The organism is Mesorhizobium sp. 1B3, assembly GCF_050958605.1.
In the GTDB taxonomy this organism is placed as follows: domain Bacteria; phylum Pseudomonadota; class Alphaproteobacteria; order Rhizobiales; family Rhizobiaceae.
Genome location: NZ_JBJHDO010000001.1, coordinates 564,387 through 580,933, shown reverse-complemented (window position 1 = coordinate 580,933; position 16,547 = coordinate 564,387). Strand labels below are relative to the sequence as shown.

Annotated in this window: 16 protein-coding genes; 8 read left to right on the top strand and 8 right to left on the bottom strand. The window is 62.2% G+C overall.

What is annotated here, in order from left to right; genetic code table 11:
• Positions 1–53 precede the first annotated feature (53 nt).
• The 3 genes from ACCO56_RS02695 (at position 54) to ACCO56_RS02685 (ending at position 3,573) form a co-directional block, all read left to right on the top strand.
• Positions 54–1,007 carry a sugar-binding protein gene (locus ACCO56_RS02695; protein ID WP_433637359.1) on the top strand — a complete coding sequence of 318 codons (954 nt, stop codon included), beginning with the start codon at positions 54–56 and terminating at the stop codon, positions 1,005–1,007.
• 86 nt (positions 1,008–1,093) lie between these two features.
• Positions 1,094–2,614: a sugar ABC transporter ATP-binding protein gene (locus tag ACCO56_RS02690; RefSeq protein WP_433637357.1), complete on the top strand. Its 1,521-nt coding sequence runs from the start codon at positions 1,094–1,096 to the stop codon at positions 2,612–2,614.
• The gene (locus ACCO56_RS02685; protein ID WP_433637355.1) at positions 2,611–3,573 is read left to right on the top strand and encodes an ABC transporter permease; all 963 of its coding nucleotides are present in this window, start codon (positions 2,611–2,613) and stop codon (positions 3,571–3,573) included. The genes ACCO56_RS02690 and ACCO56_RS02685 overlap by 4 nt, the downstream gene beginning before the upstream one ends.
• A 207-nt stretch (positions 3,574–3,780) precedes the next feature.
• On the opposite strand, the gene maiA is transcribed toward ACCO56_RS02685, so the two are convergent.
• The 6 genes from maiA to hmgA all read right to left on the bottom strand — a co-directional run bounded on the left by maiA (position 3,781) and on the right by hmgA (position 9,611).
• On the bottom strand, positions 3,781–4,413 hold the full coding sequence (maiA, locus tag ACCO56_RS02680; RefSeq protein ID WP_433637353.1) for a maleylacetoacetate isomerase: 633 nt from the start codon (positions 4,411–4,413) through the stop codon (positions 3,781–3,783).
• Entirely contained in the window at positions 4,410–4,616 is a 207-nt protein-coding gene (locus ACCO56_RS02675; protein WP_433637352.1) for a DUF2783 domain-containing protein, read from the bottom strand. Before ACCO56_RS02675 ends, maiA begins: the two co-directional genes overlap by 4 nt.
• Positions 4,613–6,208: an FAD-dependent oxidoreductase gene (locus tag ACCO56_RS02670; RefSeq protein ID WP_433637349.1), complete on the bottom strand. Its 1,596-nt coding sequence runs from the start codon at positions 6,206–6,208 to the stop codon at positions 4,613–4,615. The genes ACCO56_RS02675 and ACCO56_RS02670 overlap by 4 nt, the downstream gene beginning before the upstream one ends.
• Positions 6,209–6,243: 35 nt before the next feature.
• Positions 6,244–7,194, bottom strand: a complete 951-nt coding sequence (locus ACCO56_RS02665) for an MBL fold metallo-hydrolase (RefSeq protein WP_433637347.1) — start codon at positions 7,192–7,194, stop codon at positions 6,244–6,246.
• A gap of 4 nt (positions 7,195–7,198) precedes the next feature.
• On the bottom strand, positions 7,199–8,218 hold the full coding sequence (locus tag ACCO56_RS02660) for a fumarylacetoacetate hydrolase family protein (protein ID WP_433637346.1): 1,020 nt from the start codon (positions 8,216–8,218) through the stop codon (positions 7,199–7,201).
• A 79-nt stretch (positions 8,219–8,297) separates the two neighbouring features.
• Positions 8,298–9,611: a homogentisate 1,2-dioxygenase gene (hmgA, locus tag ACCO56_RS02655; RefSeq protein ID WP_433637345.1), complete on the bottom strand. Its 1,314-nt coding sequence runs from the start codon at positions 9,609–9,611 to the stop codon at positions 8,298–8,300.
• Positions 9,612–9,908: 297 nt separating this feature from the next.
• Here hmgA and hppD point away from each other — a divergent pair, with 297 nt between their 5' ends.
• Positions 9,909–11,021 (top strand): 4-hydroxyphenylpyruvate dioxygenase, encoded by a 1,113-nt coding sequence (gene hppD / locus ACCO56_RS02650; protein WP_433637343.1) that lies wholly within the window; start codon positions 9,909–9,911, stop codon positions 11,019–11,021.
• A 200-nt stretch (positions 11,022–11,221) separates the two neighbouring features.
• Positions 11,222–11,944 (top strand): histidine utilization repressor, encoded by a 723-nt coding sequence (gene hutC, locus ACCO56_RS02645; protein ID WP_433637341.1) that lies wholly within the window; start codon positions 11,222–11,224, stop codon positions 11,942–11,944.
• Positions 11,945–11,997: 53 nt separating this feature from the next.
• Here the strand turns inward: hutC and ACCO56_RS02640 are convergent, their stop codons facing one another.
• Entirely contained in the window at positions 11,998–12,909 is a 912-nt protein-coding gene (locus ACCO56_RS02640) for a tetratricopeptide repeat protein (RefSeq protein WP_433637340.1), read from the bottom strand.
• A gap of 371 nt (positions 12,910–13,280) precedes the next feature.
• Complete coding sequence (locus ACCO56_RS02635; RefSeq protein ID WP_433637338.1) at positions 13,281–13,625, bottom strand: RidA family protein; 345 nt, start codon at positions 13,623–13,625, stop codon at positions 13,281–13,283.
• 227 nt (positions 13,626–13,852) lie between these two features.
• Between ACCO56_RS02635 and aztA the strand changes: the two genes are divergently transcribed.
• Genes aztA through aztC form a run of 3 tightly spaced genes read left to right on the top strand, consistent with a single transcriptional unit; the run spans position 13,853 to position 16,489 of the window.
• Positions 13,853–14,671 carry a zinc ABC transporter ATP-binding protein AztA gene (gene aztA, locus ACCO56_RS02630; protein WP_433637336.1) on the top strand — a complete coding sequence of 273 codons (819 nt, stop codon included), beginning with the start codon at positions 13,853–13,855 and terminating at the stop codon, positions 14,669–14,671.
• Positions 14,672–14,675: 4 nt separating this feature from the next.
• Complete coding sequence (gene aztB, locus ACCO56_RS02625) at positions 14,676–15,542, top strand: zinc ABC transporter permease AztB (RefSeq protein WP_433638315.1); 867 nt, start codon at positions 14,676–14,678, stop codon at positions 15,540–15,542.
• Between the two features lie 14 nt (positions 15,543–15,556).
• Positions 15,557–16,489: a zinc ABC transporter substrate-binding protein AztC gene (gene aztC / locus ACCO56_RS02620; RefSeq protein ID WP_433637334.1), complete on the top strand. Its 933-nt coding sequence runs from the start codon at positions 15,557–15,559 to the stop codon at positions 16,487–16,489.
• Positions 16,490–16,547: the final 58 nt, after the last annotated feature.

Here is a 16,547-nt window from a genome sequence, read left to right as displayed (position 1 = left end):
AGAGGTTCGGCCACCAGATCCACTATCCAGGCCAACATCCAGGGAGGACGCAGATGAGACTACGACTTGCTTTAGGCGCGCTGCTGATGACCGCCGCTTTCGCGGTTTCGTCGGCTGAGGCGCAGGACAAGAAGGCGCTCGCTTTTGTCGTCAACGGGGCCTCCGATTTTTGGAAGCTTGCCGAAGCCGGCGTCAAGAAGGCCCAGGAAGAGTTGCCCAACTACGATCTCCAATTCAAATATCCGGAACAGGCGGCCGCAGCCGTGCAGCAGCGGCTGATGGACGATCTCGTTGCGGCCGGCGTCTCGGCTATCATGGTGAGCGCCGTCGATCCGAAGACGTCGACGGAAGCCCTGAACAGGGTCGGTGGCCAGGTGCCGCTGTTCACCACCGACAGCGATGCGCCGGATACCAACCGCATCGCCTATATCGGCTCGTCCAACACCGATGCTGGCAAGCAGGCAGGCGAGATCGCGATCAAGGCTATGCCTGACGGAGGCAAGTGCATCGGGTTCGTCGGACTTCCCGGCGCAGACAATGCCCGTGAGCGCATCGAGGGCATGAAGGCCGCGCTCCAGGGCTCGAAGGTCGAGCTGATCGATGTGCGTGGCGACGATATCGACCAGACCCGTGCGAAGCGCAATGTCGAGGACGCGCTTGCCGCCAATCCGGACATCGATTGCATGGTGGGCTTCTACTCCTACAACACGCCGCGCATCTACGAAGTGCTCAAGGAAGCCGGCAAGCTGGGCAGCATAACCATCGTTGCCTTCGACGAGGACCCGATCACCCTTGGCGGCGTGCGCGAAGGATCCATCGCCGCGACGGTGGTGCAGCAGCCCTATGAATGGGGCTATCAGGGTATGAAGCTGATGGCGAAGTATCTCGAAGGCGACAAATCCGTCGTGCCGGCCGACGAGCTCATCATCGTGCCGACCAAAATCATCGACAAGGCCAATGTCGATGCCTTCGAGACCGAGCTCAAGGCGCGCATCGCAGGCAAGTGAAGCACATCACGAAGGCCGGTCTGCCGGTCCGCTCGCCGGCCTTTCTCCGATCTTGCCCGATCGCGCTCTTGCAAACATAGTTGCTCATGGCCGCTCCGTTCCTGACGCTGACTGGCATCTCGAAGCTCTACCCCGGTGTCAGGGCTCTGGAGAATGTCAGCCTTGCGGTGTCCGCCAGCGAAGTCATCGGGCTTGTGGGGGAGAATGGCGCCGGCAAATCCACCCTGATGAACGTACTTGGCGGCGTGGCGGAGCCGAGCGACGGCACCATCACGATCGACGGAGTGGACGTCGCGCGGCTCTCGGTGACCGAATCGATCCGCGCCGGCATTGCGTTCGTCCACCAGGAACTCAACCTGTTCGATAATCTGACAGCCGCGGCGAACATATTGATCGGACGCGAACCGCTGCGCGGAGGACCGCTGCGCCTGATCGACCGTGACGCGCTTGAGGCCGCCGCGCGACCTTATCTCGCCCAGCTCGGCGCGGATTTCGCCGCCGACACGCCGGTATCCTCACTCTCCCTTGCACAAAAACAGGTCGTCGAGATCGCCAAGGCTCTGTCGCTCAAGGCGCGGCTGGTCATCATGGACGAGCCGACATCGAGCCTCACCGTCACGGAAACGGAGCGGCTGCTCAAGGTTCTGAACAGGCTCCGTGCCGACGGCGTCGCCGTGATCTTCATTTCCCATCGACTGGGCGAAGTGAAAGAGATCGCCGATCGCGTCGTCGTGCTTCGCGACGGCAGGACCGTCGCCGAACTCCCGCGCCACGAAATCGAGACAAACCGAATGATCCGCCACATGATCGGCCGCGAGTTGAAGACCCTCTACCGGCCGCCGGCTGCCCCGCCGGGAGACGTCGTGCTGGAGCTCATCCAAGCGAAGACAATCTTCCGGCCTGGCGCGGAGGTCGACCTCACAGTGCGCCGAGGCGAAATCCTTGGCCTCGCAGGGCTTGTCGGCTCCGGGCGGACGGAACTCGCACGCACCATCTTCGGCCTCGATCCCCTGCTTGGCGGCGAGATCAGGATCGACGGCAGAAAGGCGGCAATCGGCTCCCCGCAAGTGGCGATCGAGCGGGGCATCTATCTCGTTCCGGAAGACAGGAAACGGGCGGGCCTCATCCTTCCATTCAAGATCCGGGACAATATCAGCCTCGCCGGTCTCGGGGCGCTTGCCCGGCTCGGCATCGTCGATCGAGCGAAGCTCCGCGACCAGGCCGAGGTCCAGAAAAGAAAGCTGGACATACGCTGTCCGAACATGGCGGTGCAGGCGGGATCGCTGTCGGGCGGAAACCAGCAGAAGGTCGTTCTCGCCAAATGGCTTTCCATGCGCCCGAAGCTGCTGATCTTCGACGAGCCGACGCGCGGCATCGATGTCGGTGCAAAGAACGAAATCTACCGCCTCATGCGCGAACTCGCCGACAAGGGCGTCGGCATATTGATGATCTCCAGCGACATGGAGGAGGTCATCGGCGTCAGCGACCGCATCGCAGTCATGCATGAAGGTGCGATCGCGGGCTTTCTCGACCGCACGCGCTTTACCGAAGAAAACATCCTGTCGCTGGCAGTGGGCCGCGTGCAAGACAAGGAGGCTGCCGAGTGAATCGCAAGGACCTGGGGCTTCTCGTTCTGATCCTGGTAGTGGGCACGGTCGTCGCCGTCATCAACCCGCGCTTTCTCTCGCCGGTGAACCTGTCCAACACCGCCAATCTGATCGGCCTGTTCGGCATCTTCGCGCTGGGCCAGGCATTCGTGATCATTTCGGGCGGCATCGAGCTTTCCGTCGGATCGATCATCGCGCTGCTCGGCGTCATCTTTGTCGATCTCGTGGCGAGCGCCGGCGTGCCATGGGGCGTCGCGTTCCTTCTGGTCCTCCTCCTCGGCTGCCTGATCGGCCTGGTCCATGGCCTGCTGATCACCCGCGTCGGCCTGCAGCCTTTCGTTGTCACGCTCTGCGGTCTGCTGATCTATCGCGGTATCGCCCGCTATTACACGGACGACGCCACCGCCGGGTTTCCCTTCGGTGCCAGCTTTCCCGCGCTCGAATGGCTGGTGGCCGGCCGTTTCTACGGGATCCCGCACAGCCTGATCGCCTTCGCCGTCCTGACGGTGATCATGGCGGTCGTGCTCCACCGGTCGGTCTATGGCCGCTATCTTTTCGCGGTGGGCAACAACGAGGAAGCCGCCCGTTATTCGGGCATCAATACATCGCGCGTCATCGTCACGGCCTATGTGATCTGTTGCGGGCTGACGGCGATCGCCGCGATCTTCATCGCGATGTACACGCGCTCGATCTCGCCGTCGTCGCACGGCAACTTCTACGAGCTTTATGCGATCGCCGCGGCCGTGCTGGGCGGTTGCTCGCTGCGCGGCGGCGAAGGATCCATCCTCGGCGTGGTGCTCGGCACCGTCCTGCTCCAAGTCCTGCAAAACCTCGTCAACTTGCTCGGCATTCCGAGCTCGCTCAACTTCGCCGTGATGGGCTCCGTCATCCTGGCGGGTGTGATCGCCGACCAGCAGTTCTCGAAACGCAAGAGCCTGAAGACGGTGCCCGCGGAGTAGCTGCCGTCTGTGACCGACCATCCCTCATCCGACCTCGCTTCGCGAGGCCACCTTCTCCCACAAGGGGAGAAGGTGGAGCCTGGCATATCGGCTTCTGCAAATCGGCGCCTCTGGTGATTGGCGCGAGCGGTCCCGCACCTGCCCTTCTCCCCTTGTGGGAGAAGGTGGCCGAGCGAAGCTCGGTCGGATGAGGGGTTTTCTACGGCGTCAACTCTCCCGCGGGTACGCAGCCTCGAAGGCCGGTAGCTTCGCGCATTCGGCAACGATGGCGTTGATCCGCGAGAAGGACGCGGTGTCGGCTTGCCAGCGGTTCGCGTTATAGACCTGCGGCACCAGGCAGAGATCGGCCATAGTCGGCCGGTCGCCATGGCAGAAGCGGCCGGTGGCAGGATGATCGAGCAGTTTCTCGATAGCCGAGAGACCCTCGCCGATGAACTTCTTCATCCAGTCGGAGCGCACCGCATCGCCGCCTCCCGTCAATGCCATGACGTGAGCGACGGGGCTGAGATTGCAGATCGGATGGATATCCATGGCGATGGCGTAGCTAAGTGCGCGCACCCTTGCGCGCCCAGCGGGATCCGGTGGCAACAGGTGCGCCCCGGGTCGCGTCTCTTCGAGATATTCGACGATTGCCAGCGACTGGGTGAGCCTCAGCCCGTCGATGTCCAGCACCGGGACAGCGCCTTTCGGATTGCGGGCGAGATGTTCGGGCGTCTTGTGCTCTTTCGCGAGCAGATTGACGGAAACCGCCTCATACTCGATGCCGAGCAGATTGAGTGCGATCCGCACGCGATAGCTCGCCGAGGAGCGCCAATAGTCGTAGAGGACTGGTGTGGTCATGGCCGGAACCGCTCCCTTGCCTTGCTGATCGCGGCACGCAAAATCTCCAGATCGCCAACCTGGTTGGCGAGGATCAGCACCAGACGGGCGTTGAGCCGCGCGCTCTCTTCCTCGGACAAGTCCTGATGGGCATCCAGCAGAGCCGCGTAGAATACGTCACCTGCCGCGCCGAGACGGTCCGTGCCAAGATCGACCTTCATCATGCCCTCCCGAGTGCGCGCTGATGCGCCGTCCGGATCGCTCCGGCGTCGGGCGTGCTGAAGCAGGCTGCAACATGCTGGTCCGGGCGCACTAGATAAGTCAGATTCTCGCCATAGCGGCGGAAGGCGTGCCCCGTGACATCCTGAAGCTCACCCTCGCCCGGGCGCGCAACATGGACGTGGCTGAGATCGTTCACCTCGATACGAGGCCGGTCGCCAAAAGACAGCAATGCAAAACCGTCATTCAATTGATTGAGCAGCCAGACCGGCCGGCCGTCCTGCTGGAGAGGCGCGTCCAGGCAGGCCTCGCCGGGCTCCAGAATCGCATCGGGCGAGCGGGTTTGCAACGACAGGCCGGCAAGCGAGCACGGCACCGACAGGCGGCCGGAATTGACGAGCTTGCGGGCAAAGACCATGTCGCCCGCCAGATCGAGGACTTCGTCGCGGAGCATCTTCTCCATGGCCGATTTCGGCGTCATGAAATTCGTTGCGCGGGCCGAATTGGAGATGTTCTCGTCGGCGCCGTGAATCCGCTCATCGTCATAGCTTTGGAGCAGGGTTTCGGGTGCCTGCCCCTTGATGACGGCCGCCAGCTTCCAACCGAGATTGTCGACGTCCTGGAGGCCGCCATTGCCGCCGCGCGCGCCGAAGGGCGACACGATATGGGCACTGTCGCCGACGAAGATCACGCCGTCATGGACGAAGCGTTCCATGCGGCGGCATTGGAACGTGTAGACGGATATCCAGTCGAGCTCGAAATCGCTCCGGCCGAGCACCTTCTCTATCCGCGGAATGACGTTCTCCGGTCGCTTCTCGACTTCCGGATCAGCGTCCCATCCAAGTTGTAGATCGATACGATAGATGTCGTCGGGCTGCTTGTGGAGCAGGGCCGACTCTCCGGCATGGAACGTCGGCTCGAACCAGAAGCGGCGCTCCGATGGGAAGTCCGCCTTCAATTCGATATCGGCGATGAGGAAGCGCTCCTCGAAGAGCTTACCGGCGAATTCCAGGCCCAGCGCCGTACGCACGGCCGACTTCGCGCCGTCACAGGCCAGCAGATAATCCGCCTGGATGCGGTAGGTGCCATCCGGCGTCGCGACGCGGGCAGTGGCGCCCGTGGCCGTCTTCTCGACGCCCACAACTTTGTTCTTGAAACGGAGATCGATGAGGTCGGGGAACTCGCGGGCACGTTCGACCAGATACTGCTCGACGTAATATTGCTGGAGGTTGATGAAGGCCGGCATCTTGTGCCCGTCCTCCGGCAGCAGGTCGAAACTATAGACCTCCCTCTCGCCGTGGTAGAGGCGGCCGATCTTCCAGGTGACCCCCTTCTCGACCATGCGCTCGCCGACGCCCAGACGATCGAAGATCTCCAGGGTTCGCTTGGCCCAGCAGATGGCACGGCTTCCGACCGAGACGACGTCGTTGTCGTCGAGCACGACGCTGGCGACGCCGCGCAAAGCAAGATCGATCGCCATCGAAAGCCCCGTCGGACCGGCGCCGACGATGACGACAGGATAGCGCGACGGCGCCACCCTGCCGGAGACTTCCGGGGGCGGAACATAGCCGAAATGTTCGTAGCGATACCGCGCCATCGATCCTCCCTGAAGCCGCGACTTCCTGCGCCGGTTCAGCCCTGCAGGCGCTCCCACATTTCGCGGTCACGCTCGGCCGTCCAGATGCGCGGCGTGTCAACGCCCAGAGCCTCGTCATAGGCGCGCGCCACGTTGAAGGGCAGGCAATGCTCGTAGATGGCATAGGACGAGAATTTCGGGTCGCATTCGGCCCGACAGGCGTCCCATGCCTCCTTGAGCGAACCTCCGCCCTGCGCCACGCGCGCGATCGGGCGGTAGGTCGACGTCACGAAGTCGGCCGTGCTGTCCAGCGCAGTGTCGACCATCTTCTCGCCGACCAGCGCATCGCCCCGGCCCGGCGCGATCGCCGAAGGCCGGAAGGCGCGGATCGCCTCCAGCGTCGCCGGCCAGTCGGCGAAATGGGCATCGCCGCAATAACAGGCCGAGTGGTACTCGACGATGTCACCGGTGAACATGACATTCTCGTCGGGCACATGGGCGACGATGTCGCCGGCCGTGTGGGCCCGACCAAGGAAGTGCAGATCGACCCGTCGTTTACCGAGATAAAGCGTCATACGATCGTTGAACGTCAACGTCGGCCAGGTGAGGCCTGGAATCGATTCATGCCCCTGGAACAGGCGGGGGAAGCGTCCGAACTCGGAATCCCAATCCTCCTGCCCGCGCTCGACCACCATGGCGCGCGCCTTCTCCGACATGATGATTTCGGAAGCCTGATAGGCGGAAGCCCCGAGTACCCGCACCGCATGATAATGCGACAGCACGACCTGTTTGATCGGCTTGTCCGTCACGGTGCGAATCTTCTCGATCACCTTGCCGGCGAGCCTGGGAGTCGCCTGCGCGTCGACGATCATCACGGCATCGTCGCCGATGATCACGCCGGTGTTCGGATCCCCTTCCGCCGTGAAGGCCCAGAGATCCCGGCCGACCTCGGTGAAGGAGATCTTCTTCTCCGCGAGATCCCCTTGCGAGGCGAAGGACTTGGCCATTCCGTTACTGCTCCTTGCTGTATTTCTCGACCGTCTGCTCGATCGCGCCAAAGATCGAGTGACCGGCCTTGTCCTTCATCTCGATGCGCACAGTATCGCCGAAGCGCATGAAGGGCGTCGTCGGCCGCCCCTCGTTGATCGTTTCGATCATGCGGATCTCGGCGATGCAGGAATATCCCGCGCCACCTTCCGCCACCGGTTTGCCCGGTCCGCCGTCGAGCTTGTTCGATACCGTGCCCGAACCGACGATCGTTCCGGCACAAAGCGGGCGCGTCTTGGCTGCATGGGCGACGAGCGTCGGAAAGTCGAAGGTCATGTCGACACCGGCATTGGCGCGGCCGAACGGCTTGCCGTTCAAGTCGACGCTCAGCGGCAGATGGACCTTGCCGCCGTCCCAGGCATCGCCAAGTTCGTCCGGCGTGACGGCAACCGGCGAGAAGGCGGAGGACGGCTTGGACTGGAAGAAACCGAAACCCTTTGCGAGCTCGGCCGGGATGAGCCCGCGCAGCGAAACGTCATTGACCAGCATGACGAGCCGGATTGCCTCGCGTGCCTCATCGACGCTCGCCCCCATCGGCACGTCGTCGACGACGACGGCGACCTCGCCCTCCATGTCGATGCCATAGGCTTCGTCGGCCATGCGGATCGGATCGCGCGGGGCGAGGAAAGCATCGCTGCCGCCCTGATACATCAGCGGATCGGTCCAGAAACTCTCAGGCATTTCGGCGTTGCGCGCCTTCCGGACAAGCTCGACATGGTTCACATAGGCTGAGCCGTCGGCCCATTGATAGGCTCGCGGCAATGGCGAAACCGCGTCGTGCTCGTGAAAACGCTCCGACGGCACGGAGCCATGCTCCAGCGTTTCCGACAGTGCGGCGAGATGCGGGGCGATGCGCCTCCAGTCGTCGAGCGCCGCCTGCAGGGTCGGGGCCAGAAAGGAAGCGTCGGTGTAACGCGTCAGATCGCGCGAGACGACAACGAGTCTTCCGTCACGCTTTCCATTCTTCAGAGATGCAAGCTTCATATGGCTTCCTGCCCTTGGAGTTATCGAGGCCCGTCAGTTCGCAACGGAGCAGTCCAGCTTAGACCGGTGGGCGGCCGCATCAACTCCAATCGCCCTCGATCGTGCCGTTGAAGCGTTTTTTCAGCCCGCTCCAGCAATCGATGTAATTGTCCTGGCGTGCTTCGGTCTCGGCCGCGTAGCGCGTGAGCATCTGGGGAAAGCGCGTCTCGAACATGAATGCCATGGTGTTTTCGAGCTTCACCGGCTTCAGCTCGACCTGCGAAGCCTTTTCGTAGCCATCCGCGTCCGGACCATGCGCCAGCATCATGTTGTGCAGGCTGACGCCGCCGGGCACGAAACCTTCTTCCTTGGCGTCGTACTTGCCGCGGATCAGCCCCATGAACTCGCTCATGATGTTGCGGTGGTACCAGGGTGGCCGGAAAGTGTTTTCCGCCACCAACCAGCGCGGCGGGAAGATGACGAAGTCGATATTGGCGGTGCCCTCTTCGCCCGAGGGTGCCGTCAGCACGGTGAAGATCGACGGATCGGGATGATCGAAGAGGATCGCACCGACAGGCGAGTAGGTCGACAGGTCGTATTTGTATGGCGCGTAATTGCCGTGCCAGGCCACCACGTCGAGGGGCGAATGGCCGATCTCGGTGACATGGAACTGGCCGCACCATTTGACGATCAGCCGGCAGGGCGTGTCTTTTTCCTCGAACCAGGCGACCGGCGTCTTGAAGTCGCGGGGGTTGGCGAGGCAGTTGGCGCCGATCGGCCCGCGATCGGGCAGCGCGAACTTGGCGCCGTAATTCTCGCACATATAGCCCCGCGCCGAACCATCGATCAGCTCGACCTTGAAGACGAGGCCACGCGGCAGGACGACGATCTCGCCAGGATGCGCCTCGATCACGCCCATTTCAGTGAGGAAGCGGACGCCGCCCTCCTGTGGCACGACGAGAAGTTCGCCGTCGGCATTGAAGAAATGGTCGTCCACCATGTCCTTGTTGGCGACGTAGATGTGCGCGGCCATTCCGGCTTGGGTGAAGACGTCGCCCGCTGTCGTCATCGTCCGGATGCCGGCGATGAAGTCCGTTTCGGCATTGGGCATGGCCGGCGGGTTCCAGCGCAACTGACCGAGCGCCAATTCATGATCACCGATATTGGGCGCCGATTTCCATTGCGCGTACTGGATCTGCCTGAAACGCGCCGTGTGCTTCACGCTCGGACGGATACGATAGAGCCAGGACCGCTCATTGGTGCCGCGCGGCGCGGTGAAGGGAGACCCGGAGAACTGCTCGGCATAAAGACCATAGGCCGGCCGCTGCGGCGAGTTACGTCCTTGCGGCAGCGAGCCGGGAAGGCTTTCGGTTTCGAAGTCGTTGCCGAAGCCCGGCATATAGGAATAGGCCATGATGCTCCTCCAGCGCCCGAAGGCGTCATTTTATCAAATTCGTTGCATTCGTAACGATTGAAAATGCAACCATCAACCAGAAAGGCGAGCCGGGAACATCCACCAGACATCGGATCTGTGCACCCATCGCGTCAAACATGCGGAATTTGAGCATCCATCACTAGAAACGTGCATGACTTCTATGGAGAACCTCCATTTTTTCCAACCATTCGCACGCATCTTGCGGGGCATGGAGAGTATAATTGGAAAAAGTCTCGGAGCGAACCGCGGACTTACCGCGCATGACAGGAGGATATCATGGGTCCCTTTCCGCACGACGCGCCGCCCGCCACCATCAGCAAGACCAATCCAGCCGGCACGGACGGTTTCGAATTCGTCGAATTTGCCCATCACGAACCCGAGAAACTCTCCGAATTGTTCAGGCGCATGGGCTACACACCGGTCGCCAAACACAAGTCCAAGAACATTACGGTCTGGCGGCAGGGCGACATAAACTATGTGGTGAACGCGGAGCCGGGATCGCATGCCATGCGTTTCGTGGAAAAGCACGGGCCATGCGCCCCCTCCATGGCGTGGCGTGTGGTCGACGCGAAACATGCCTTCGAGCACGCTGTTTCGAAGGGCGCCACGCCCTATGAGGGAAACGACAAGGCTCTCGACGTGCCGGCGATCGTCGGAATAGGAGGGTCGCTTCTCTATTTCGTCGAAACCTATGGCGACAAAGGCTCGGCTTACGACGCCGAGTTCGAATGGCTGGGCGAGCGCAACCCCAAGCCCGCGGGTGTCGGGTTCTACTACCTCGATCACCTCACCCACAATGTCTATCGCGGAAACATGGACAAGTGGTGGGCCTTCTATCGCGAGCTGTTCGGCTTCAAGCAGATCCACTATTTCGACATTGACGGCAGGATCACCGGGCTGGTCAGCCGCGCCATCACCTCGCCTTGCGGCAAAATCCGCATCCCGCTGAACGAGTCCAAGGACGACACCAGCCAGATCGAGGAGTATCTCAGGAAATACAAGGGCGAAGGCATCCAGCACATCGCCGTCGGCACGGACGACATCTACGGTTCGACGGACCAGCTTGCCGGAAACGGGTTGAAATTCATGCCCGGCCCGCCGGACACCTACTACGAGAGGTCACATGCTCGCGTGAATGGCCATGACGAGCCGATCGACCGCATGAAGAAGCATGGCATCCTGATCGATGGCGAAGGCGTGGTGAACGGCGGGATGACCAAGATCCTGCTGCAGATCTTCTCCAAGACCGTGATCGGTCCGATCTTCTTCGAGTTCATCCAGAGGAAGGGCGACGAAGGTTTCGGCGAAGGCAATTTCCGGGCCCTGTTCGAGTCCATCGAAGAAGACCAGATCCGTCGCGGCGTGATCAAGGTCGAAGCCGCCGAGTAGCCTGCCGCTACGCAAAACTCGAGGAGAGGTGGCGCTTTCGTGCCGCCTCTTTTTTCGTTTGCTACGCCACCTTGATCGATGCACGGATCTTCGCCGGGCGAGGCAAGAAACTGGTGGAAGGCCAGCGCCACCGTTTGCGTGAAAGCATCGTCGGACGCTACCGTTCGGCGATAAGGGATCTCGCGTGCAGGGACTAGATCATGGACATGGAGGCGCCTCTGCAGTCGCTGCACCAGCGAATTCTCGAGGATATTCGCGAGTGCATACTCTCAGGCGCGTGGCCGCCGGGTTTCCGTATCCCTTTCGAGCATGAGCTGACCGCCGAATACGGATGTTCCCGCATGACGGTGAACAAGGCGCTGTCGCAGCTTGCCAAGGCAGGGCTGATCGAAAGACGCCGCCGCTCCGGCAGCTTCGTCACGCGGCCAAAGTCGCAGGCGGCGATCCTGGAGATTCATGACATCGGGACCGAAGTCGAGGCACTCGGCCTCCCCTATCGCTACGAGCGTCTCGAACGCCACCGTCGCAGGGCCATCGCGGAGGACAGGCGGCAACTCGGTTTCTCAGGGGGTTCCGTGCTGGAACTCCTGTGCCGCCACTTCGCGGGCGAGCGGCCGTTTTGTCTCGAGCAACGCCTGATCAATCTCGCTGCGGTTCCCGAAGCGGGGGATGAAGCCTTCGACGAGACCGCCCCGGGGCCATGGCTGACAGCACGCGTACCGTGGAGCGCCGCCGAACACGCTATCAGCGCGACGGAAGCGGGTGGGGCAACCGCCTCCATCCTCGGCATTGCACCGGGCGCGGCCTGCCTTGTCGTCGAACGAAAAACCTGGAATGCCGAACGCCCCATCACCCACGTCAGGCTGATCTATCCGGGCAACGACCACCGACTCGTGGCTCGGTTCTCACCGCCTGGGGAATAGGAAATACCTGCTTCGGCCGGCAAACCACTTCATCGAGGGCGATGTTGCGCGGCCTACTCCACGGCGTCAGCCGCCCGACGCCTCCAATATGCGGCTTTGCCGGGATCCACTTCCACGCCCTCGCCCGAAGCATAGATCCGTGCCAGGCTCTCCATCGAGAGCTTCAGCCCTTTTTCGGCCCCGTTGTGGAACCAATGGGCAGCAAGCGCCAAGTCTTGCCTTGAATAGTCAGCTCGCGAATAGCATACACCGAGATTGTGAAGCGCCGGCTCCACCCCTTTCTCGGCCGCGACCATAAACAATTGGATAGCCTTGCCGACATCCATGGCCAGGGCGCTGTTTCCGGTGTCGTACATCTGGGCCAAATTGTAGGCTGCGTACTCGTCCCCCATTTCGGCGGATGCTTCCAAGAGCCCTGCCGCACGCTTCAGGTCTTGCTCGACCTCCTTCCCCTCCCAATAGTAGAGACCAAGTCTCCTGAGAGCGAAGGCAGAACCAAGTCTGGCCGCGTCGTGAAAGGCGGGCAAGGCAAGCTCGTGGTTCGGCTTGCAATGCTCTCCGTTTGTCAGGAAGTCCGCGAGAAACTCCAAGGAGTGCACGTCCTGACGCTTAGCTCCCTCAGAATAATATCCGATCGCCTTCTCGATAGATTTCTCCACGCCGACCCCAGAATAGTACAGGTCTCCGAGGCCGCCGAAGGCTGGAGGAAAGTCGCCGGCCGCGGCGGCCAGAAAATATTGAAGGGCTGCCGCGGGCTCGGGTGCATCGACAGCCGCATGCAGATAGATGTTACCCAACATGTATTGGGCCTGGGGCACCTCCAGATCTGCAAGCTCTTTCAGAACTTCGATGGCTCCGGCTGTATCGCCGGACAAAAACATCTCTCGTGATTCCTGGTACCTCCTGATGATCTCGGGATCATCGTCAGATCGCGCCTCGTCAGAAACAGCCAATTCCGCCCCCATGAACTTAGAAATTGCACACCTTAATGATTCTCGGGTTCCCGTGGACAAACTGAAAACGGCCAGCCCGCACCACGCTTGTTGGAGTTCGGTCCAAGGCTGCAGAGTTTGCCGACGACCACCTTCTATCGGTTGCCGTCACTCTAATATTTTCGTCTGAAGGTTGTAATATCGTACCGAAGGACCGCGCCGCCCTGCCGCTTCCCAAGAACCAGCGCATGTAGGAACGTCGCCACGCAGAAAGTGCTGTGTCGCACGCGTAGTCTGGCCATCATGTTCTCGGCCGGCCATCTCGAGGTGGCCGGCCGGGCGCCGCCAGGCGCCTGGCTTTGGCTCCATTCCCGACTCAGGACGTAGAGCTCGTTCCTTCCGGCTTAGAGGGCCGCGACGACGATGATCTCGACCTTGTACTCGGGCGTGGCAAGCTTGGCCTCGCCGGTGGCGCGGGCAGGCGCGTTGGGGCCGTCGACCCACTTGTCCCAGACCGAGTTCATCTCGGCGAAGTCAGCCATGTCGGCGAGCCAGATCGTCGCCTGCAGGATCTTGGATTTTTCCGAACCGGCTTCCTTCAGCAGGCGCTCGATCGTGGCAAGAATATCCTGAGTCTGCTCGGCTACGCTTTTGCCCGGCGTACCGACCTGACCGGCGAGGTAGACGGTGTTGCCGTGGATCACGGCCTGGCTCATGCGAGGTCCTGCTTCGATGCGACGAATGGTCATGAAAGTTCTTCCTTCTACTGGTGCCGTTCAGGATCGGAATCGCGCGGGTGAGAGCGCCGCGTCCAACGATTCCAGCTCCCCAGAGGTCCGCCTTATCAACCGTCCGGCAAGCCGTGACAAGGCGGGCGCGCGGCACTTGGTGGACAGGCGCGATCTCGGCTTGACAGATGTTATGGTATTACATATCCAGAATTCGGGGATGGAGCCCTCAAACCGAGACGGTCCCGATGACCAATGCCTGTCTGACTTTTCGTGACCTGACGCTCGGCTACAACAGCCATCCCGCGGTCCATCATCTCAGCGGTACGGTGAAGTCCGGTTCGCTGACGGCCGTGGTCGGCGCCAATGGTTCGGGCAAATCGACCTTGATCAAAGGTATCGTGGGCTCGTTGAAGCCGATGGCGGGCGCCTGCGCGATCGCGAAGGATGTGCGCATCGCTTATCTGCCGCAGCAATCCGAACTCGATCGCAGCTTCCCGGCCCGAGTCGTCGATCTTGTCTCGCTCGGCCTATGGCCGAAGCGGGGCCTGCTCGGACGGATCACCAGGGAAGACCGCGCCGAGCTGGCCAAGGCGCTGACGGCGGTGGGGCTGGAAGGCTTCGAAAACCGGCCGATCGACACCCTGTCCGGCGGCCAGTTGCAGCGCGCGCTTTTTGCCCGGGTGCTGCTGCAGGATGCCGAACTGATCCTGCTCGACGAACCGTTCAATGCCATCGACAGCAAGACCGTCGGCGATCTGATCGCGCTCATCAAGAGATGGCACGCCGAGAACCGCACGGTCATGGTGGTCGTTCACGATCTCGATCTCGTGCGCAAGCATTTCCCGGAAACGCTGCTGATGGCACGCCGGCCCATCGCCTGGGGCGGCACCGCCGAAACATTGCGTCCGGAAAACCTGTTGCGCGCCCGTCGTTTCGACGAGGCCTGGCACGACGACGCACCCTGGTGCGAGACCGATGGACCTGGCCACGATCCTGCCCACGGTCACCGGCACGGGCACCAGCATGGGCATCATCACGGCCACGACCATTCGCCGGCGGCCTGAACCCATGTACGATCTGTTGATTTCCCCTTTCGTCGAGTTCGGGTTCATGCAGCGCGCGCTGCTGGGCTCGCTGCTGTTGTCGCTCAGTTCCTGCCCCGTGGGCGTTTTCCTGATGCTCCGACGTATGAGCCTGACCGGTGACGCCATGGCACATGCCATCCTGCCCGGCGCCGCCACCGGCTTCCTGCTCTACGGCCTTCAGATCGTGCCGATGACGGTGGGCGGCCTGATCGCCGGCGTCGTGGTTGCGCTCGGCGCCGGCGCGGTGTCACGCCTCACCGTCCAGAAGGAGGACGCATCGATGGCGGCCTTCTATCTGATCTCGCTGGCGCTCGGCGTGCTGATCGTATCCCTGCGCGGGTCGAGCGTCGATCTCATGCATGTGCTCTTCGGCACGGTTCTCGCGCTCAACGACGATGCGCTGCGCCTCATCACGCTGATCACCGGCACCACCCTCGTCGCACTCGCTATTTTCTGGCGCGCCCTCGTCGCGGAATGTCTCGATCCGCTTTTCCTGCGTTCGGTCAGCCGCCTCGGCACGCCCGTCCATTTCATTTTCCTCGGCCTCGTCGTGCTCAATCTGGTCGGCGGCTTCCAGGCGCTGGGGACGCTGCTGTCGGTCGGGCTGATGATGCTGCCGGCCGCGGCGGCGCGTTTCTGGACCAGCCGTGTGGAAACCATGTGCGCGCTCGCGATCGCTATCGGCTTCTCTGCCTCCGTCGCCGGCCTGCTGCTTTCCTACCACGCGTCGCTGCCGTCAGGCCCGGCAATCATCCTGTCGGCCGGCGCCGTCTATCTTCTTTCCATGATCTTGGGCACACGCGGCATCCTTCGCGCACGCTTCGTCCGACACCGTCATCGCACCGCGTAAATACGGAGACACTCATGCTCAAAACCCTCAAGCTTGCGGCGCTCGCGAGCGTTATAACATTAACCCCCTTCAGTCTGTCGGCCGCGTCCGCTGAAGGGCTGAAGGTCGTGGCGAGCTTCTCCATCATTGGCGATTTCGCGAGGAATGTCGGCGGCGACCGGATCGACCTCACGACGCTGGTCGGCCCTGACGGCGACGCCCATGTTTACGAGCCCAAGCCCGCCGACGCCTCGACGATGGCCGAAGCGCAGGTGGTCCTCGTCAACGGGCTCGGCTTCGAAGGTTTCCTGTCGCGGCTCGTCGAGGCGAGCGGCACCAAGGCTACCGTCGTGGAGCTCACCAAGGGCATCGAGCCGCTCAAGATGCGGGAAGACGAGCATCATGGCAACGAACATGAAGAGCATCATCACCATGGCGACTATGATCCCCACGCCTTCCAGTCCATCGCCAACGCGAAGATCTACGTGAAGAATATCGCCGACGCTTTCTGCGCCGCGGACGCTGCCGGCTGCGACATCTACCGAGCGAATGCTACAGCCTACAGCGGAAAGCTGGATGCGGCCGACGCCGAGGTGAAGGAGGCGATCGCATCCATCCCTGGGGATAAGCGGGTAGTCATCACCTCGCACGATTCCTTCGGCTACTTCGAACACGCGTACGGCCTCACCTTCCTTGCGCCGGAGGGCATCTCGACCGAGGCCGAAGCATCGGCGGCGGACGTCGCAAAGCTGATCCGGCAGGTCAGGGAAGACAAGGCGTCCGCAATCCTGCTCGAAAACGTCACGAACCCGCGGCTGGTCGAGCAGATCGCGAATGAGACGGGCCTCAAGATCGGCGGGACGCTTTATTCGGACGCGCTGTCGCGCCCCGAAGGCGACGCCGCAACCTATATCGACCTGATGCGCCACAACGTCTCGACCATCAAGGGCGCGATCCTCGGGAGCTGAGATACCGCTCGGACGCGGCTGACGGCAAAGCTCCGCCGAAAGGTGGGGCGGAAGCCCA